We start from the raw sequence: 17,632 nt of genomic DNA on the forward strand, positions 1-17,632 counted from the left end.
AGCAGCAAGCTCGGGCCGAACAAGACGCGTTTGAGCAACAGCTGGATGCAGCGCGGATGGCCGATAGCGGCCGCCTTCACCGGCATCCCGACCGCAAACCGTCGGCCAATGTGTCTGGTACGGATCGCGATTACATTTGGGCCATGATGGAGGGCGTCAGCAAGCGCCGAAAGCTGTCACACGCGTCGACTGAGAAGCATACTCAGATGCTCTACAAGGTGGCAGCTTACCCGGGCGAGAGAGGCCAATCGCTCGAAAGAAGTGATAACAAGACGTTGAGTGAGCTTTCTGAGAGGGTGTTCAAGAAGAACAAGCATGTAGGTGTTGCAGTGCGGGCTCTCCAGGAGCCGCGCGGCGGGGTGAGGGTCCGCGGCAGACCATTGCTGGAACGAGCGATGCCGCCTTGTCCAAATTTATCGAACAAGTCTTTCCGAAGAACTGGAGGAGCTTTAGATGAGGATGCATTTGTAGCGCAGAGTATGTTCCCTGTCGGCACGTGATCAGCTCTCAGTTCATGACCGAAAACGTCGATGGCGGATTTCAGGCTGATTTTTGTAAGTCTTCCTACCTAGGTCGCAGGTGTGACCCGCGCGCAAGCCTCTGTCAGCTATGAGCTGATCGGCGAAATCGCGTGCCCTTGCAGGGCCGTTCATCGCCCCTTGCAGCAATGCTGCTGCGAGCAGCTCTGCAGCCTCTGCGTCTTACAAATGTCATCTTACGCGGCGAGTGAGGCGAGCCGCGGCGGATCGGTTCGCGTGCGCAAGTGTTAGGCCGCATCGTTCCACGCGGCAAAGAGACGAGGTCGATGAAACAGCCTTTTCGAGCATGCAGTCTGTTATCCATCATTGCCTGCATCATTCTCTGTCCGGCCGCCAACGCGCAAGATCGTCGCGCCGTTACCGAACCTATTGCACCACAGACGGTGTGCGACCGGCCCGTGCCGTCCGGCAAGCAAGATACGGTCACCTTGCAAGATGCCATCGACCAATGTCCGTCGGGGGCCGCCGTATATTTAGGGCGGGGCGAGTTCCGGTCGGGTCCGCTCGAAATGAAATCGGGCGTGACGTTATGGATCGGACGAGGCGCCAAGCTCATCGCCATCCCCCAACCAGCTGCTTACGATAAGGGCCGCGGACAGTGTGGTCGCATCTCCGGCAAGGGCGATGGTTGCCGGCCGTTCATTAGCTTTTCCAAAACCCGTGGCGGCGGTATCTACGGGGACGGCATCATCGACGGTCAAGGCGGTGCAACCATGGTCGGGAGCGCCGAGACCTGGTGGCAACTGGCCCGCCGCGCCCAAGTCGAGGGCGGCAACCAAAATGCCCCGCGCTTGATCCAGATCGATCATGCGCAAGACATCACGTTCACGGGTGTCACCTTGCGCAATGCACCTAATTTTCATATCGCGATGAACCGGGTCGAAGGTGCCACTTTTTGGGGCCTCACGATCGATGCCCCAGCGGACGCCCGCAATACCGACGGTATCGACCCTGGCGCGAGCCAGGATGTGACCATCACCCGCAGCTTCATCCGAACGGGAGACGACAACGTCGCTATCAAGGCTGGCGATAATGGCTCAAGCAGCCATATCTCCATCATTGATAACTATTTCGGCTGGGGGCACGGCATGTCGATCGGCAGCGAGGTGAATTCCGGGGCCAGCGACATACTGGTGCGTAATCTGACGCTGGATGGAACGACGTCTGGTCTGCGCATCAAGAGCGATGTCAGTCGAGGTGGCTTGGTCGAGCGCGTGACTTATGAAAGCGTGTGCCTGAGGGGCAACCGGTGGCCGCTGGCGTTCGATGCGAAATACGATCCGCGCGCGCAGGGCTCGAGGATTCCGGTCTATCGGCAGATTGTTCTGCGCCATGTGCGTGGCGACGATGGCGCACTGGTGATGCGCGGCGTAGACGAGCGGCATGTCCTTGACGTGAAACTCGAGGATGTCCGATTTGCCAGTTCCGCGATCTGGCAGCTCGAACATGCAAAGGTGACCGCCGATCACTCTGACGTGTCGCCGCCGCTGCCGGGGCAAGCTGCAGAGACGTTGTCGCGCGGATCGGACACTTGTTCTAGGGCATTCCGAGACGCTAACCGCTAGGCGCTACGAGTCCGGCGCCGGCAGGGGAGAGCCCGCATCGATAGGCTCGAACTGGCGAGATTGCGGAAGGTGAGCCTGATGGCCCGCGCCCGTTGCGCGATTGGTTTGCAAGGGCTGACATCGCCAGAGTTACGCACAGGTTCTGGTTCGGCGAGGAAAGTATCGACCATCCGCGAGGCTATAGCGCGGCGGTGCGTTACATCGACTGCATCGGACGCGCCGCAAACGCCACCAAGGGGAAGATCAAATGCGAATGTTCCTGACGTCTGCCGCGCTTCTGGCTGGATGTTTCTGCATCCCGGCAGCATACGCCGAGGCAATATCGGTGTCGCATGCCGCAAACGCGGACTATCGCTCCGTGCAGGAAGCCGTCGACGCGTTGCCGGCGCAAGGCGGGGAAATTCGGATCGCGCCGGGGACCTATCGCGAGAAGGTCAAAACCTCCAAATCCGGTATTCATATCGTAGGGACTGGCGGCAAACCGGAGGATACGGTCATTGTGTATGGCGACGGCGCAATCAATGCGGGAGGAACCGCGCGTTCGGCTACACTGGATGCCGCTGGCGATGACGTCCGGATCGAAAATCTGACCATCCAGAACGACTACGCGCTCAATCCAACCAATCCTCCATCGCAAGGAGTAGCGCTGTCCGTTACGGGAGACAGGGACGTCATTACGCGCGTCCGCCTGCTCGGCGCTCAGGACACGCTGTTTGCCGGCAAGGGGCCGAACGGCCGAATGTCACGACAATACTTCTCGGAGTGCTACATCGAGGGGCATGTCGATTTCATATTCGGCAACGCCAAGGCCTACTTCCGGAACTGTGAGTTGCATGGCATCGCCAATCAGGCCGTCGTGTATACTGCCCAGAGCAAAGAGGCGCCGGAGGAGGACAGTGCTTACGTCTTCGATCATTGCAGGCTGACTGCCGAGCCCACTGCGCGCTACGTTGCGCTTGGCCGGCCTTGGCGTCCGTATGCCACTGTGGTCTTCCTGTCGACGAAGATAGATGTACCCATCATCGCGGAAGGCTGGCGTGAATGGGATCCGGGCAAGACCAACGCGTTGAGGACGAGCTATTATGCTGAATACAAATCCTCAGGAATCGGGGCAAATCCCTCTGGCCGCGAGCCTCACTCCCATCAACTGACGGATCGCGAAGCTGTGAGATGGTCATTGAAGGTGTTCTTCGGGGGTGCCACAGATTGGCTGCCGAGCGAGCCGTCGGAATGAAACAGAAGTCGAGCAACGCCGATATCTGGATCGGCGCTCCGCCGTCTGGTTCTACGCTTGCCGCGCAAGGCTCTCGGCCGATGACCGACGCCATCAGGCAGGAATTAAGCCTACTGCAGCCAAAGCCCGCTTCACAGCTTCAGGCCGTGGTCGTTGAGCACCTTGTCTCTCAGGGCGCCCTTGATCTCGCGGGCAATTTCCTTGCGAACCGCGGCACCCAACTCTACCTTCGCGTCCTCGACAAGGTCCGATCCGACCCCGATCAAACCTTTGTCGGTGAGCTGTTGCTGCAGCCGGCTGGCGAACTCCGTCCCCATTGCAGCAATGAGCTCGTCGTGCGCCGTGGCATGGTCTTTGGGTGCGATGTGACGCACAACGTCGTCCCAAGGTTGCCAGTTCACCGCCAAATAGTCGGCGAATTCCGCCGCCTCCTTGTCCCGCACGGATGTCTCTGCGCTATCAACGTCAGCGTCGGTGACGCCGGAGACTTCAAAGAAGCGCATGTCCGGCGCGACGTGTTGCAATCCCAGCCGCTCGCGGAGTTTATTTTGGTAAGCAAGAAAAACCTCAATGGCGTCGATGCCTTCGGCGTCGTTGCCCGAGCTTAGCGAGCGAACCTTCTCGCGCGCAATTTTCTCCAGCGCGTCCAGGCGGAACATGACCCGCCCCAGATCGATGAGATCGGGAAGCCGGGCCTTGTTGTTATAGGCGCCGTTCTCGACGTCAGCGATGAGGCGTGCGGTCTGCATGCCGTTCCAGGTCAAAGTTCTGCGATCCTCGCAGCTCTGGTTGGCGTCCAGGGCCAGTTGAAAGTAGCGCTTGCACAATTGCGGGTTTAACGCCGCCTGCCGCAGATCATTGGCGACCGACTGGCGGAATTCGTCATTGTCAGAGTTGACGGATCCTCGCAGCTTGTCGAGGAAAAGCGCATATTCCCGGGCGCCCGGCTCTTCTTCAAAAGTCTGCCAGGCCGCCAGCACCTCATTGTCGCCCTCCTTCGGATTGCCCCTGAGCCAGCCCGCGACTGTTTCAGTGAGAGCTTCGACCTGCTCGTCGTCTGTTCCGGACAGTTCACTTACGTCCTCGCGCGAAAGCTGGACGGTCGGACCGCCGTAATCATCAGCGCCCAAAATTGTATCTAAATTCGTCAGCACTTGCTCAGGAAGGGGATTGTCAACCAGAACGATACTGGCATCAGCGCCCAATCGCGTCAGCAGACCCTCGGGCAGACTCGTCAACTGGTTGTCGCTGGCGTCGAGAAATCGGAGCGTAGCAGGGAGGGCCTCCGGCAGACCCGTCAATCGGTTGTCGCTGACATCGAGAAAATGGAGCAAAGCTGGAAGGACCTCCGGTAGGCTCGTCAGCTGATTGTGGCCGATGTCGAGAAATCCCAGCGGCGCAGGGAGGAGTTCGGGCAGGTTTGTCAATTGATTGTAGCTGCCGTCGAGAAACTGCAGCGCAGCAGGTAGCACCTCAGGCAGGCTTGTCAGCCGGTTAGAGCTCGCGTCGAGCCCTGTGAGCTCGGTTGGAAGCGCAGGGAGGCTGGTCAGTTGATTGGCACTGACGTTGAGACGCCGGAGCGAAGCAGGGAGGTCATCGGGCAGACCCGTAAGCCGGTTGAAGGGAATATCGAGCACGACGATATCATCCGGAAGCCTGGGCAAACCGGTCAGGAAAAGCGATTCGAGATCCAGTGTGGGGGCCTCACCCCGAGCATTCACTCGCCTGACCGCTTCTTCGCGATCCTCAAGCGGTCCCACCTCAGGTTCAGCAGCCCAATTCTCAAGCGCCTGATCCTCGTTAGCCTCCGCATGATCTGAATCTGCAGCTGCGTAGCCCGCCGCTATTCCCTGCCACTGCGCCGCGGTCTCGTTTTGCCGGCCCTCTTGTTCGGAAGATGCGGAAGGCATGCCGCCGTGGCGTTGAACCTGTCCTGCCTCAAAAGGATCCATCCTACTCCCCCTAAAGACTGAGCAGACTCAGTCCACGACTACGCATTTGAGAGCCTAGGGCATTTAGCTTTCGATAAGCTGACATAGCCTGTCGACGCTGACAACGATGGCAACGCAGCTGCCGGCACCATCGTCGCTACAACGATTGGAACGGTGGCGGATAGGCAAGGCGGTAGCGGCTTCGCTATAGAGCGCAACGACGACCAGCAGAGCCGTTTCGGTCGAGTACCGAGAAATGAAGGACGGCAGGCGGTCCGAAGCGCCGAGTTCACGCCCGACATTCTCAGATGCCTAGGCAGTGCTGCCGAACTGGTCATTGCGAAGCCTGAGCGGTTCACCCGTAAGCTGGATTGCTTTGCTCACCCCGTGGCAAACGAGCGACCCTGAGGGTTGCAGCGATACTCGTCAGCTAATCGACAGGTAAGCCTGCTCACGGGAAAACGTTGCCCGCAAAAAAGTCCTGCCGGACTTATCTGGTCAACCAAATGACCGCAAAACTCGCAGCCGTATCGATCGATTTGCCGCGCTAGGGCTTGTACGAATCCGTGCCTACTTAAGTCGGACGGGGACGCAGCGCACGTATAGCGGTGATCGAGTGACATTCGCGCTGTGCAACCGCCTGTTTCGCAAGCTTGAGAGTATTCTTGATTCTGGAATGGAGAAATTGAGGGACGCGGGGCAGGCACAGTGGAGTGCAGGTCCTTCCTCGGGCCTTTCCGAAGGGGCGGACCAGGAAAGCTACCTCGGCGGCTTCAACCGCGCCGTGGCGAATTTGGTCGAAACCGTGACGGGCTATCGGACCGTGGCTTCCGCGCGCGCGCAGATGCTGGACAATTGGGTTGTCGAAGAAGGGCAGGGCGAAACCGAGAATCGGCGGCAGGGGCGCACACGAATCAGGAATACGGAGAACACAGGCTCACGCTTGCTCGACTTATCGTGGCTCTCGCTGACCACTCTGCCCAGCGCCCTGCCGCCAAGGTTGCTGGAACTGCGCGCCCGGCACAACGAGCTAAGCAGCCTGCCCGCTATGTTGACGCCCGGTCTCCAGCGTCTTCTCATCAGCCATAATCGCTTGACCAGTTTGCCGGATGGTCTTCCGGCGACCCTCTCTGAGCTGGAAGTCGCTGACAATAGATTGACCAGCCTGCCGGTAAATCTTCCGGTTGGGCTCGAGATCCTGAATGCGAACGACAACCAGCTAACCAGCCTGCCGGACACTCTCCCGAGCGGGCTCACCTCGCTCGCGCTCGGTCGCAATCAGTTGACCGATCTGCCCGAGTCCCTCCCGTCGCGGCTCATTGAACTCAATGTGAGCAGCAATCAATTGGCCAACCTGCCTGATCCACTTCCGAGCACACTCCAATGTGCTCGCAGAGCGCGGCCTCGAACTGTAAGACTTCCCAAGCGGCCGACAGATTTGTCATTGCTCCGTGGCATTACAACGCTCGTCCATGGCTTTTCAAGGTGCTTTGCCAACGAAAGCTGAGAATCCCGGAAAAGAGAACCGTTCAATGCGGTGGAGGGCAGCTTGAGCCGCGCGAAGGTGACAGCAGAACGACGCTTGCCATAATCAGAAGAATACCAGCGTAGACAGCAGCAGATTGAGGGCGTGCTCCGTCTGAAGCGTATGCGTGACGCTTGTCGGGTTGTGGATGTATGACAGTCCGGCGCTTGCATAGATACCCGGAGCGATATGGGCAGTATATGTGCCCGTGATCGCTAGGGTATCGCGATGCGTGAGCTGACCTTTAGCCAAGGCCGCATCCACGACGAATTTGCTCCAGGTCGTGCTGCTGGCGACAAGAGCAATCAAATCCTTGGGACGACCGTCAAACGGCCCTTTCGTATAAAGACGAAGCTCGTAATACTGGCTAATTCTGTTGAGGTCAGGCGGAGCTCCCATGATAGAGAATCCGCCATAGAGTCCGCGAGACGGCGACCTGACGGCATCAGTTTGCCAAAATTGCCGGTCCGCAGCGATGTACTGGAAATTGTTGCCGCTCACTCGCTGTTGATCCGGGTCCGCCAAATTCTTGTAGCGGCTGGTGTTGAAACCAGCGCCGACCCGCAGCCATGTGTCGGGCGATCCAGGAGCGGCCTTGCTCCTGTAGCCGATTTCATCGATGAGAAGCGTGCCCGCATTGGCCGTGCTCCAGTCCACGCCTGCGGGATTCTGTCTTATCTCGGCATAGGGACCATCCGGGCTGATCGAACGCTGCACTGAAATCTTGTTGTAGAAACGATCGTCAAAATTGTACTTCAGGTTGACCGCCGGCGTGGGCGTAGCATTGGTGCTCACCCCTGCCTGGATCAAGGCGAACATGTTCGATCCGGTCATCCCTCCGAACAATGTGCCGGTAAACTCATTCTGGTTTCTCAGGTAACCAAATTTCAGTTCGAACTTCCTGTCGAGAAAAGTCTGGTAATAGGCGAGCGTGTTGAGCCCCACTCTGTCAGGCCCCGGGCGATCCCACGTCCAGTATTGCTGCTCGGCTCCGACGACAATCTGGCCATCGGGAATGCCAAACCGGGTGAGATCGTACGTGACGATCAAGAAGTTCGCCGAAGCGAAGGTCGGGTTCTGCCCCATGTAAAGCTGGTTTGCGATTGGGCTTCTCGCTGCATTTGGCAGCTGATTGTCTACAAACGTGTTATGTGTCCAGCCGATATAACCAATGCCGACATCAGCCAGCGCGGACCGAACGCCGCCATTCTCCTGATCAATCGTATCTGCAGGACCAGGTATCGCGAGCCACAATCCTTTTTCACGTAGATTGTCGTACCTGGCGAAGGGGCCGATTGGTTTTTGCGTTCGCGTATGAGCAGATCTATCCACATTGTTGCGCCTTTCGGCAGGCATGTCGGCACGTACAGCTGACCGTGGATGCCGAGGCTGGACGACTTGACGTATCACACCGGTCCGCGACTTTGTCGCCGGACTGGAAGCTCGTCTTCTTTTGCTGGCCTGATCCACAGTGTCGTTTCCGGAATCGAACTCGTCACCGGTTTGCGCCAGCGCGGAGTTTCCGAACAGGCAAGCCGCCAGCGAAACTGCGATATATCGTTTGCCGGTTGGCCGAAACGGGAAAGCAGATGCCAAGGCGGCCGAAGACGTTCGAAACGATGTCGCCGCAAGAAACCAATCACGCATGCGCTCTTCAGATCCGCGTCAGCCAGTCATGATTGGAAAGAACGCCGGCCTGATTGGCCGAGAGTGGCATCTCAACATTCTCGCTCCCGAGGAGGGAGCAGATGAGCTGCTCCGCGATTGACTTGCGCATCAGGCCGGGGCACCGCAAAAGAGCAGCGCGTTTTGGTGTGGCGAAAGGCTGAGACCCTCGGTCTCACCTTCTGACAACAGCCTCGCTGCTCGCCATGCGACAGATTGGGCTGGCGTTGGGGGGACCTTGCTGGAAGAACCCTTTGACTGACGATGTGGCAGGCGCCAGCAAGCAAATCTCGTGAGCCTCGAGGCATGGGCTCATGGCGCTTTGTGATGTCGTTGAGCCAGACAATCGACGGGATATGGAACTCGCCGCCCTGGAATGTATGCGCTCGCAGATCGCACGACGACGCCCGTCATGGACGTCCCAGGTGAATGGACGAAACAACCTTCGAACCACTTTGGTGGCGGCGGGCGCGCAACTAGCTCCATTGAAATAGTTGGGGCGTCCAAATCTGTCTTGCATTGCGGGTCCTTCACTTGCGCGACCTTTGTTGGTCCCGCTTGGCATGTGCCCGTGATCTCGATCAACCTGCTGAGATTGGTAGTTGATCATGCGCAATAACTGCCCTCCGAATGAGGGATTGCGGCTCAGCCGTCGCTCTTAAGCGGCCCGTCTTGAGTAAAGCTGCGCGTCAGGCGGCTCTAGTCAAACACGCTTTCGGAAACGAGTTGCTGTTTGCATTCGGCAGGCACCAAGAAAGGGAAATCAGAAGGGTTGTTATGGATGAGGGCAAAATACTGCACGATCGGCGGCGAAGACGAGGACCGATGTTCGCCGCCAGCGCTATGATACAGGAGCCCGGCACAAGGCCACTCGGTGGGCACACGGGCGCCTCGCAGGGAGCAGACGGGCGAGCGGACGAGGAGGTCCGCGAAGTATGACATTATCGGCAGTCGAGATCGCTGGAGCGCGCGGACACCGCAAGCGCTCGGATCGACGAAGCGAGCCGGCCGAAAGAAGAATGCTGGACGAGGGGCGATGTTGATGATTGACGATGCGGTCGCTTCGGATTTGCAACCGCTGTTGCGAGGGCGGTCTCGACGCATTGTCCGGGTTTTGGTGCTTCTCCTTTTCCTCGTCGGTTCCAGTGCTGCTGGCGCCTGGTTTTGGGCTGACCTCGAAGAGTTTGTCGTGACCCCGGAAACTCACCAAGTCGCTTCAATCATGAGGTCGTCAATGGATGACAAAGCCGCCTTGTCCGAGATAAAGTGGGCACAGCTGAAGGCTAGCGATGAGATCGCAGAACTGAACCGCAGGATCGATGCCGCGCGGAATGACCTCAAAGGGATCCTGGACCAGATCAGCGTGCTGACTGCGCAGATCGAGTCGCTGCGGAATTCAATGCCTGGCGCCTCTACGCCCTCCATTTCTGCCCAACCATCGGCCCAAGCTGCTTCGAGCCGAGCCAAGAAACGCCTTGGGCAATCCACACCACAAGGACCTGTTTCCGTTGGGGGCGCGCCAGTGATCGCAGCACCTACGGCAAGCGCACCTTGATGTCTCGATCGGCTACAGGCTTGGCCATAACCCCAACCGTGCCCACGGTTTGCACCCGCATTTGCGATGCAGCTTGCAGACCTAAGGGCCGCGACGGCGCCGGGCTTTCCGGAGGCCAGGGTTCGCTTCCTTGCCAACGACATTTAAAGGTATTATTGGCAGGTGGGCAGAGTGCGTTTCGCATAGCGGTCCTGAACGGCAAATCCGCGGGACAAGTGTTTGTAGTCAGATCATTGCCGTTGACGCACTGTCTGAAGTGATGGTGATCGCGCTCCGATGCCCCTTCGAGAGCCGCACAAAATGAGGCCGATGTACTACTGAAGCGCTCCGCAGAACCGCGCAATCTGCGTCTCTCGTCAACTCGGGGTACCGCTTCCAGTAGGCCTAAACAGAAGCCGTCAAGCTCCACAACAGGACCATTTCTCTAGGAAGAATATCATACTCGTCGCTTGAGGTCGTCGCGACAAGGGGGCGACTCGAGTTTGCGGCCTCAGTTTGGAATTGATTGCTACGCCTCATAATGACTATCTCGCCTGGCTGCCACAGGCGCTCCGCCGATTGCTCCTTGGCCATTCGCGTTGATATTGTGGATCTGCTCACATACGTAGCTTGTTAATAGGGTGTGCGGTCGAGGTGAGCGTCGAACGCGGCAGCAACGGCGCGAATGACAAAACGGTGCTTCTGCTTGACCCGGATAAAACCCTGTTGGATGTCCAGTATCCCGTCTTCGGCAAGCGCTTCCAGGCGGTCGGCTGAATCAAGAAAAGGAATTGGATCAAATCCGTGGGCGACGCAGATTGCCGCCACATCGGCCTGCAAGTCGCACATCAGCCGCTCGATGATTTCAGCCCGAAGGCGATCTTCGGCGGTGAGGCAGTGGCCCTTTAAGGTTGCCAGATGGCCAGTACTAATCTGCCGGCAATAGGAACTTGTTGCCGTCTCGTTCTGGACGTAACCGTCACGCAGACGGCCGATGGCTGACGGACCAAGGCCGATCACCGTTTTACACGTATCGGCCGAATAGCCCAGCGAGTTGCGGCGCAGCCGGCCGGTTTTCTGCGCGTGCGCGAGTTCGTCGTCCGGGAGGGTGAAATGGTCGAGCCCGATTTGGCGATATCCGGCGGAGACCAGCGTATCTGCCATGGCTGCAGCTTGCTCGGCGCGCGCAACATTGTCGGGCAGCGCCGCCTCGTCGATCTGGCGCTGACGTTTCATGTAGGAGGGAACATGGGCATAGCCGAACACCGCAAGGCGGTCGGGCCGCATAGTCAAAGCCGTCTGCGCTGAGTTCACGCAGGATTGCACGGTCTGATGCGGCAATCCGAAGAGCAGGTCGAAATTAATACGGCTTATTTCATGCTGGCGAAGGCGTTCGACGACAAAAGCGACCTGCGCTTCGCTTTGGAGACGGTTGACCGCCCTTTGAACTACGGGATCGAAGCTTTGTACGCCGATGCTCGCGCGGCTGACGCCCGCTACTCCCAAGGTTTCCGCCATCTCGGCCGTGAACGTGCGGGGGTCGATCTCGACGGCGAGCGCGGTCGATTTGCTGAACGCGAAGCAGCGGCGCAAAAGCTCCATCAGAGCCAAGAAATCGGCCGGTGGGATGGTAGTCGGCGTGCCGCCGCCAAAATGCAGGTCGCTCACTGGAAGACCGTGAGGCGTTCGCTCTGTGACCAGACGAATTTCCTCACGTACCGTCAGCAGGTAATTGCGAATCGACCGCTCGCTGTGAGTGAGGCTTGTTGGGAAGCCGCAATACCAGCAGATCGACCGGCAGAACGGAACGTGAAGGTAGAGCGATACGGATTCGTCTGGCGGCAGCCGCCGCAACCACGCCTCACAGGTCGTGGCGCCGACCGCAGCAGAAAAATCCGCTACCGTTGGGTAGATGGTGTACCAGGGCAGGCGAGCATCGCAATACTTGTTCAGGAGTGAGGTCTGCAACGCTCACCTTTCCGCGCTGATACGCTATCAGGCTGACGGATATCCTCTGCTCTGTCTTTGCTTTGAGTCAAAAAACACTGCCCTGATTCCTGAAGCTCGAGACCCTTCTTCTATGTAGCTGCCAGGACAGCCTGCGAACTGGGAGCGGTGAGAAAGTCAGGCGCCAGCCATCATTTGCACCCGGTAAGAGAACAAATGGCTCACATGAGCTCGGCCGCCCGAGCTCGATCCGCCCAATCATTGTGCGCAGGAACAATCATTCATCGAAGCGCACATTGTCTGCATTCTCCAACGCAGGGCTTTTGTACGTTGCCGGCGGCCAACCAGTCGACCTCAACTTTTCAAGGTGTTTTCGGTGGAAAAGCTGGAGTGGATGCCCCAGGCGTTCGATCGAGTCAGGAAATCACGCTAAATCCGAGTGGTAGTCCGCGCCACGCTGGGCCGGCAGCACAGGGCCAATCGGCCAGGAGGGCTCATGAACCTGAAAGCACCCGCGGCGGGCGCCGCGCATCAGCCTATTCTCCATTGCCCGAACTGCAATCATGAGATTCACCTCACCGAATCTCTTGCTGCTCCCCTGATCGAGGAAACTCGCCAACGTTTTCAGCGACAATTGGCGGACAAGGATGCCGAGGTCGCCCGCAAGGCCGAGGCCTTGCGCCATGAGCAGGAGCAACTGGCGAGACAACGCGAACAGATCGAGGATCAGGTGGCCGCGCGCCTGGCGGCCGAGCGCACCGAACTCGTCGCCATGGAAGCGAAGAAGGCTCGGCAGGCCGCGGCGGCCGAGCTGCTGGCAAAAGCTGCCGAAGCGGCCGAGCTTCGTCAAAGCCTGGAGGCCAACAATGCCAAACTTGCTGAGGCGCAGCAGGCGCAGGCCGAACTGATCCGCAGGCAACGTGCCCTTGACGAAGAGAAACGTGAACTCGATCTGACCATCGAAAAGCGCGTGCAGGCCTCAATCGCGGATATCCGGGCCAAAGCCAGGCATGAAGCGGACGAAGCCGCCCGCTTTCGAGTGCTCGAGAAGGATCAAACGATCGAATCCATGGCGAGGACGATCGAAGAGTTGAAGCGCAAGGCTGAGCAGGGCTCGCAGCAATCTCAGGGCGAAGTGCTTGAGCTCGAGCTCGAAGAGCTGCTTCGCAGCCGTTTTCCCACTGATACAATCGAGCCGATCGGCAAGGGAGAGCTGGGTGCGGACGTGGTCCAGCAGGTCAACGGTTCAATCGGTCATCCTGCGGGCCTCATCCTTTGGGAAACCAAGCGTACGAAGGCATGGAGCGACGGCTGGCTCGGGAAACTGCGCGACGACCAAAGGCGGTGTGGCGCAGATGTGGCTCTCATCATTTCACAGGCGCTGCCGAAGCACGTCGAATTTTTCGATCTGATCGACGGAATATGGGTGCTCATCCCCGCTGTGCTGTTGCGGTCGCGATCGCGCTCCGTCAGGGGCTGATTGATTTGAGCAGTTCGCGCCTGGTGCAGCAAGGCCAGCAAACCAAAATGGAGCAGGTGTACCGGTATCTGACCGGCACCAGGTTCCGCCAGCGGGTAGAAGCTGTCGTTGAAAAATTCAACGACATGCGAGAAGATCTCGACAAGGAGCGCAAGTTCATGGGCCGCCAATGGGCCAAGCGCGAGACGCAAATCCTCTCTGTCATCGAATCTACCGTTGGCATGGTTGGTGACCTTCAGGCGATCGCCGGCAAGGCGATGCCGGAAATCCCGAGCCTCGATGCACCGCTGCTGGAATGCTCGGCCCAATCGGAACGCAAAGCTTCATAATCAAAAGCGACGCGGAGTTGGCTCCTTTCAGCTTGATTTCCCGCATCCCGTTCGAACTGACAGGTGGGCGTGCTACCGCCGCTGGGCTCGCGCAATAGCTTCGTCCACACGCTTGCACGTATTGGTGGAGAAAGCGCCAGCGGGTCTCGGCGTCGATGTTGTTTTCTTGCGGCAGAAAGGCTCGTCGAGGAGCGATAGTCGTCGCTTCTCGCCGCGGTTATGCCTGCCATTGAAGCTAGACAATCTGCCGCATCTTTGTCGGTCAGGCCTGTTCAACTTGCGCAGACGGGATCTGAACCCATTTGCAATGGTTTCCGCGACTTGGGCGGGAATTACTTTCGGAAGCGATACAGTGTTCCGAGTTGCCTAGTCGTGCAGGATAAAATGGTACACGCGAACGAGGACCGGGAAAGAATTTGGCGCGGCGCCTCCGCGAAGATGCATCGAGCAGAAAGCTCTTCTGGCTGGGATTTCAGACAAGGAGTCCCGGTTGATGAAACTCAGGGTGCGAGATCGTACAACGTGACGCAGCGTGAGGTTCAAGAGCCGTCGAACCGGCGGTGAAAAATATTTTGCACTCCACGTCATAAGTATGGATGAGCCTCAATTCCGCCACGCCGCTTGTCTCATTGCGCCAAGCATCGTCACGGATGTACTGATGATGTTGGGGCTGCCCCGGCGCACTTCCAACCCCGGCAGGTGCGTCGGGGCGCTTTAATTCGGTCCCGCCGTTGTGAGCGCTGCGAGTTCACCAATTCCCAACCAGGCTGCAGGCTGTGCCGGAATCGCAAAGAGCGGGCATTGTCACCCTCCGCGCTCGCTGGCGCGTCCAGGTCCGACGATACGCATCTGTTCTGCTTCAGGGCATTAGGTCGACGTTTTGGAACCGTTCCGGCTGTCGTCATGAGCCCTGATGATCGCAACGAAAGCCCCCAGCAAAGGCAGATCGAACAGCTTTTAGGTGCGAACCAACTGCACGCCGGCAATGAGAAGAACCGCCACGAGCATCAACCTGATAGCTGTTTCGCTCAGCCATTTCAGGCCGACAACCGTTCCTGCGACGGCTCCTCCTAGTGCAGCGATTGCGTAAGTAGCCGAATCCGAACACGGAAGCTGGCCTGTGAAAAGAACTCCGACGAAGCCCACTGTGGAGTTCGCTAGGATGAACGGAGGCGACAGCAGGGTGACTTGCCTGGCTGACGCCCACTTCAATGTCATGAGCGCGGGCGCCAGGAATACTCCGCCGCCCACGCCGGTCAGACCAGAAACCAACCCGATGATCGCCCCAATGCTTACGCTTCCCCAGAGCGGAGTTTCGCAAACACGATGGGCAACGCTCCCACGCCGAACAATCATCACAGCGCTCGCCAAAATGAGCACAAGACCGGTCAACGTCCTGTAAACGTGCTCCCCGAGCACCAGCAAGCTGCCGGCAAGTGCTGCCGGCATTGATGACAATAGAAGCGGCCGGAGCGTTATCCAGTCGATGACTTTGTTGCGGTTTAAGAACCACGTGGAATAACTCGCGACAACAATGTTGAGGCCAAGCGCCGTCGGGCGCATCTCTGTAGAAGGCAAGCCGGAAAACGCCATGAGCGCTAGGAACGCGGTTCCACCCGCCTGACCAACCATTGCATAGAGGAGCGAGATAATTGCGAAGAACAGAGAAAGCATACTTCATCTACCCTGCGAAAAGTTCTTCGCCTGCCTTGCACCTAGCTCCATGGAGTTCGAATTTGTCTTTCCACGAGGGAAGAAGTCCAAGCGAGCGCTTAATCGGAGGCCGCGCGCCGCACCTGGCACCGGCTAAGGTTGCCAGACGATTGCCATTTGTGGGTCGGCTTCTTCAATTGCCAGCCTTGGTACTTGACCAGGACGTGAAAGTGGTACGCCAGCGCCTGGCTGTTTGAAAGGCGCTTGGGGGGGGGCGCCGCGCCGAGCGGCACTCTTTCCAGGCCGCGGGAGGGTTGCGCAAGTGGCGCTGTCGCGTTTCCTCCAGATGTCGCTATTGCTCCAAGCGCGCGTGCGCCGAACGGCTCTTGTCTTGAATTTCTTGTTTTGATTCGGAGAGGTCTCCAGTTGGTACAACACTTGCTGATGCGCTGCTAGGTCCTCTCCCTTATGGAGATGCGTATGCAAGGCGTCCTCTGCAGCCGGCAGGTCTCGTTTCGGCGCGTATCTCCAGTTGCTCGCCTGGCGCGCGGATCATCTGTGCCTTCAATTCAGGTGCGCTGGACCTCTCTAACGCCCCTGATCAGGCGAGGGGCCGTTATATCACGCGGTCACCTGCTGGCTCGGCTCTTCCGTGTTGGTCGCCGATTGCGTTTCCGACGCCGTCGAAGGACGAAGGATCCGCGAAGAATCCGCGACAGAAATTCGCAGGATGGGGAAGAAATATGACCTTTCCGTCGGGAGGAAGCAGAAAGCCGATGTCGGGACTGCGAAGGTCGATCCCGGCGCCGTCAAGTTGGCCAACGTGCTCCATTTCGCCCAAATCGCGAAGCTCAACGTTCAGGATATCATCGTGCTCGATCTTGAGGCAAAGCCACGCGTCTTTCGGGCAGCACAGTCGCTCCTTGGGCAGAGACAATCTTGTCATTCATAGCTTGTTGGTGTCGCCAGCTGGATATCAAGGGTCATCGGGTTTGCCATGGCCGTCGTATCAAAAGCGATTCAGCATTGGGGCAGCGTCTAGGGCACAGACCATCGACACGAACGACAATGCGGTAATCGCCTGCTTAGCCTTCTGGTCATCGGCGAGCGAAATCAATCGGATGGAATTCGACGACGCTTCGGTCGTGGCGTGCCGTCCGGTGTCCGACGAGGATAGCGGCCGGACCCCGCCGCATGACAGGACAATTATCGCGCCGCAGTTGGCGGAAGGCGACAAATTCGGGAATGGCGTCTGACGCAGCGCGCGCTCCAGCCTCACGAGTTCAGCTCATGGAACGGAATTTGGATCCGCCGGAAACAAACGCAAGCGAACGCAGCGATGGCGAGCCGGACCGGCGAGCCGAAGCGCCCATCGTGGATCTTTTTAGCTTCACCGAGTGCGCAAACAAGACGCATTCGCTGAGAGCGTTGTTCGATCTTCTTGTAAACCGTGCCACCGAGGAAGGATTCAGTGAAGTTGCATACGGCGCCATCAACTTCGTCGAGCCGCTTCGGTTGGCTGAGTATCCGCCGCCGACTGTCGCTGTGAATTGGCCGCCAGCCTGGTGCGATCGATACTTCAAACGCAAGTACCACACCATCGATCCGGTGGTCCGGCGGACGCCGATGCATTCGCGTCCGTTTCTGTGGGATCAACTCGCTGATCATTATCAGCTTCAACCGGACGAGAGACGTGTACTGGATGAGGCTAGGGAGGCTGGCCTGAAGCATGGCATGAGCGTGCCCCTATTTGGCCCGTTGGGCCAAGTATCTGTGGTGTCGTTTGCGTCTCCGTCCGACGATGCTGATCCTCAGGATCGCATCGGTCATCTCAACGCCCTGGCTTCGCTCTTTCACAGCGCCTGTGGCGAGATAGCTCGATCCACCAATGGCGGCTGTGGGAAAAAAATTGCATTATCGCAACGGGAGATCAGTTGCATGCGGTGGGTTGCAGAAGGGAAATCTTCCTGGGAAATCGGCATGATCCTAGGAATCAGCGTTAATACGGTCAATTTCCATATCAAGAATGCGATGCGAAAACTGGGTGCGACCACCCGGATCCAGGCGACAGCTATCGCCATTCGCCTCAATATTCTTTGAGATCCCATCCTCACTGCCAGGAAGTGCGATTGACGCCAAGCCCTGGCAAGGCTCATGTCATTCGAACATTGCTTCGTTGAGGTTCTGGAGTTCGACGACGCATGTAAAGCCGACTGGTTTGGTGCCCTCG

The 17,632-nt window shown here is 58.4% G+C and carries 12 protein-coding genes and 1 pseudogene; 9 read left to right on the plus strand and 4 right to left on the minus strand.

The features are described 5' to 3' along the window. Positions 1-56: 56 nt before the first annotated feature. The 3 genes from CK489_RS12690 (at position 57) to CK489_RS12700 (ending at position 3,338) form a co-directional block, all read left to right on the plus strand. On the plus strand, positions 57-500 hold the full coding sequence (locus tag CK489_RS12690; protein ID WP_143278134.1) for a hypothetical protein: 444 nt from the start codon (positions 57-59) through the stop codon (positions 498-500). Between the two features lie 305 nt (positions 501-805). Continuing rightward, a complete protein-coding gene (locus CK489_RS12695; RefSeq protein WP_095732559.1) occupies positions 806-2,104 on the plus strand; it encodes a glycoside hydrolase family 28 protein in 1,299 nt (432 codons plus the stop codon). 247 nt (positions 2,105-2,351) lie between these two features. Then, on the plus strand, positions 2,352-3,338 hold the full coding sequence (locus CK489_RS12700; RefSeq protein ID WP_095732560.1) for a pectinesterase family protein: 987 nt from the start codon (positions 2,352-2,354) through the stop codon (positions 3,336-3,338). 131 nt (positions 3,339-3,469) lie between these two features. On the opposite strand, the gene CK489_RS12705 is transcribed toward CK489_RS12700, so the two are convergent. After that, complete coding sequence (locus CK489_RS12705) at positions 3,470-5,290, minus strand: NEL-type E3 ubiquitin ligase domain-containing protein (RefSeq protein WP_095732561.1); 1,821 nt, start codon at positions 5,288-5,290, stop codon at positions 3,470-3,472. Between the two features lie 595 nt (positions 5,291-5,885). On the opposite strand from CK489_RS12705, the gene CK489_RS12710 reads away from it, so the two are divergent. After that, positions 5,886-6,776, plus strand: a complete 891-nt coding sequence (locus CK489_RS12710; RefSeq protein WP_245350346.1) for a leucine-rich repeat domain-containing protein — start codon at positions 5,886-5,888, stop codon at positions 6,774-6,776. A gap of 84 nt (positions 6,777-6,860) precedes the next feature. Here the strand turns inward: CK489_RS12710 and CK489_RS12715 are convergent, their stop codons facing one another. Continuing rightward, the gene (locus CK489_RS12715) at positions 6,861-8,441 is read right to left on the minus strand and encodes a carbohydrate porin (RefSeq protein WP_095732562.1); all 1,581 of its coding nucleotides are present in this window, start codon (positions 8,439-8,441) and stop codon (positions 6,861-6,863) included. 1,054 nt (positions 8,442-9,495) lie between these two features. Here CK489_RS12715 and CK489_RS12725 point away from each other — a divergent pair. Continuing rightward, positions 9,496-10,014 (plus strand): hypothetical protein, encoded by a 519-nt coding sequence (locus CK489_RS12725; RefSeq protein WP_095732563.1) that lies wholly within the window; start codon positions 9,496-9,498, stop codon positions 10,012-10,014. 612 nt (positions 10,015-10,626) lie between these two features. Here the strand turns inward: CK489_RS12725 and hemN are convergent. Then, positions 10,627-11,961, minus strand: a complete 1,335-nt coding sequence (gene hemN, locus CK489_RS12735) for an oxygen-independent coproporphyrinogen III oxidase (RefSeq protein WP_095732565.1) — start codon at positions 11,959-11,961, stop codon at positions 10,627-10,629. Between the two features lie 475 nt (positions 11,962-12,436). Here hemN and CK489_RS12740 point away from each other — a divergent pair. Further along, a pseudogene (locus tag CK489_RS12740) lies at positions 12,437-13,749 on the plus strand (DUF2130 domain-containing protein). 957 nt (positions 13,750-14,706) lie between these two features. On the opposite strand, the gene CK489_RS12745 reads toward CK489_RS12740, so the two are convergent. Continuing rightward, positions 14,707-15,423 carry a sulfite exporter TauE/SafE family protein gene (locus tag CK489_RS12745; RefSeq protein WP_095732566.1) on the minus strand — a complete coding sequence of 239 codons (717 nt, stop codon included), beginning with the start codon at positions 15,421-15,423 and terminating at the stop codon, positions 14,707-14,709. 631 nt (positions 15,424-16,054) lie between these two features. Between CK489_RS12745 and CK489_RS12750 the strand changes: the two genes are divergently transcribed. The 3 genes from CK489_RS12750 (at position 16,055) to CK489_RS12755 (ending at position 17,502) form a co-directional block, all read left to right on the plus strand. After that, positions 16,055-16,354: a hypothetical protein gene (locus CK489_RS12750; RefSeq protein ID WP_143278136.1), complete on the plus strand. Its 300-nt coding sequence runs from the start codon at positions 16,055-16,057 to the stop codon at positions 16,352-16,354. 169 nt (positions 16,355-16,523) lie between these two features. Further along, positions 16,524-16,658, plus strand: coding sequence for a hypothetical protein (locus CK489_RS42605; RefSeq protein WP_283807266.1), 135 nt, complete (start codon positions 16,524-16,526; stop codon positions 16,656-16,658). 118 nt (positions 16,659-16,776) lie between these two features. Further along, positions 16,777-17,502 carry a LuxR family transcriptional regulator gene (locus tag CK489_RS12755; protein ID WP_050399921.1) on the plus strand — a complete coding sequence of 242 codons (726 nt, stop codon included), beginning with the start codon at positions 16,777-16,779 and terminating at the stop codon, positions 17,500-17,502. Positions 17,503-17,632 lie beyond the last annotated feature (130 nt).

The organism is Bradyrhizobium sp. UFLA03-84 (assembly GCF_002289535.1).
Taxonomy (GTDB): domain Bacteria; phylum Pseudomonadota; class Alphaproteobacteria; order Rhizobiales; family Xanthobacteraceae; genus Bradyrhizobium; species Bradyrhizobium viridifuturi.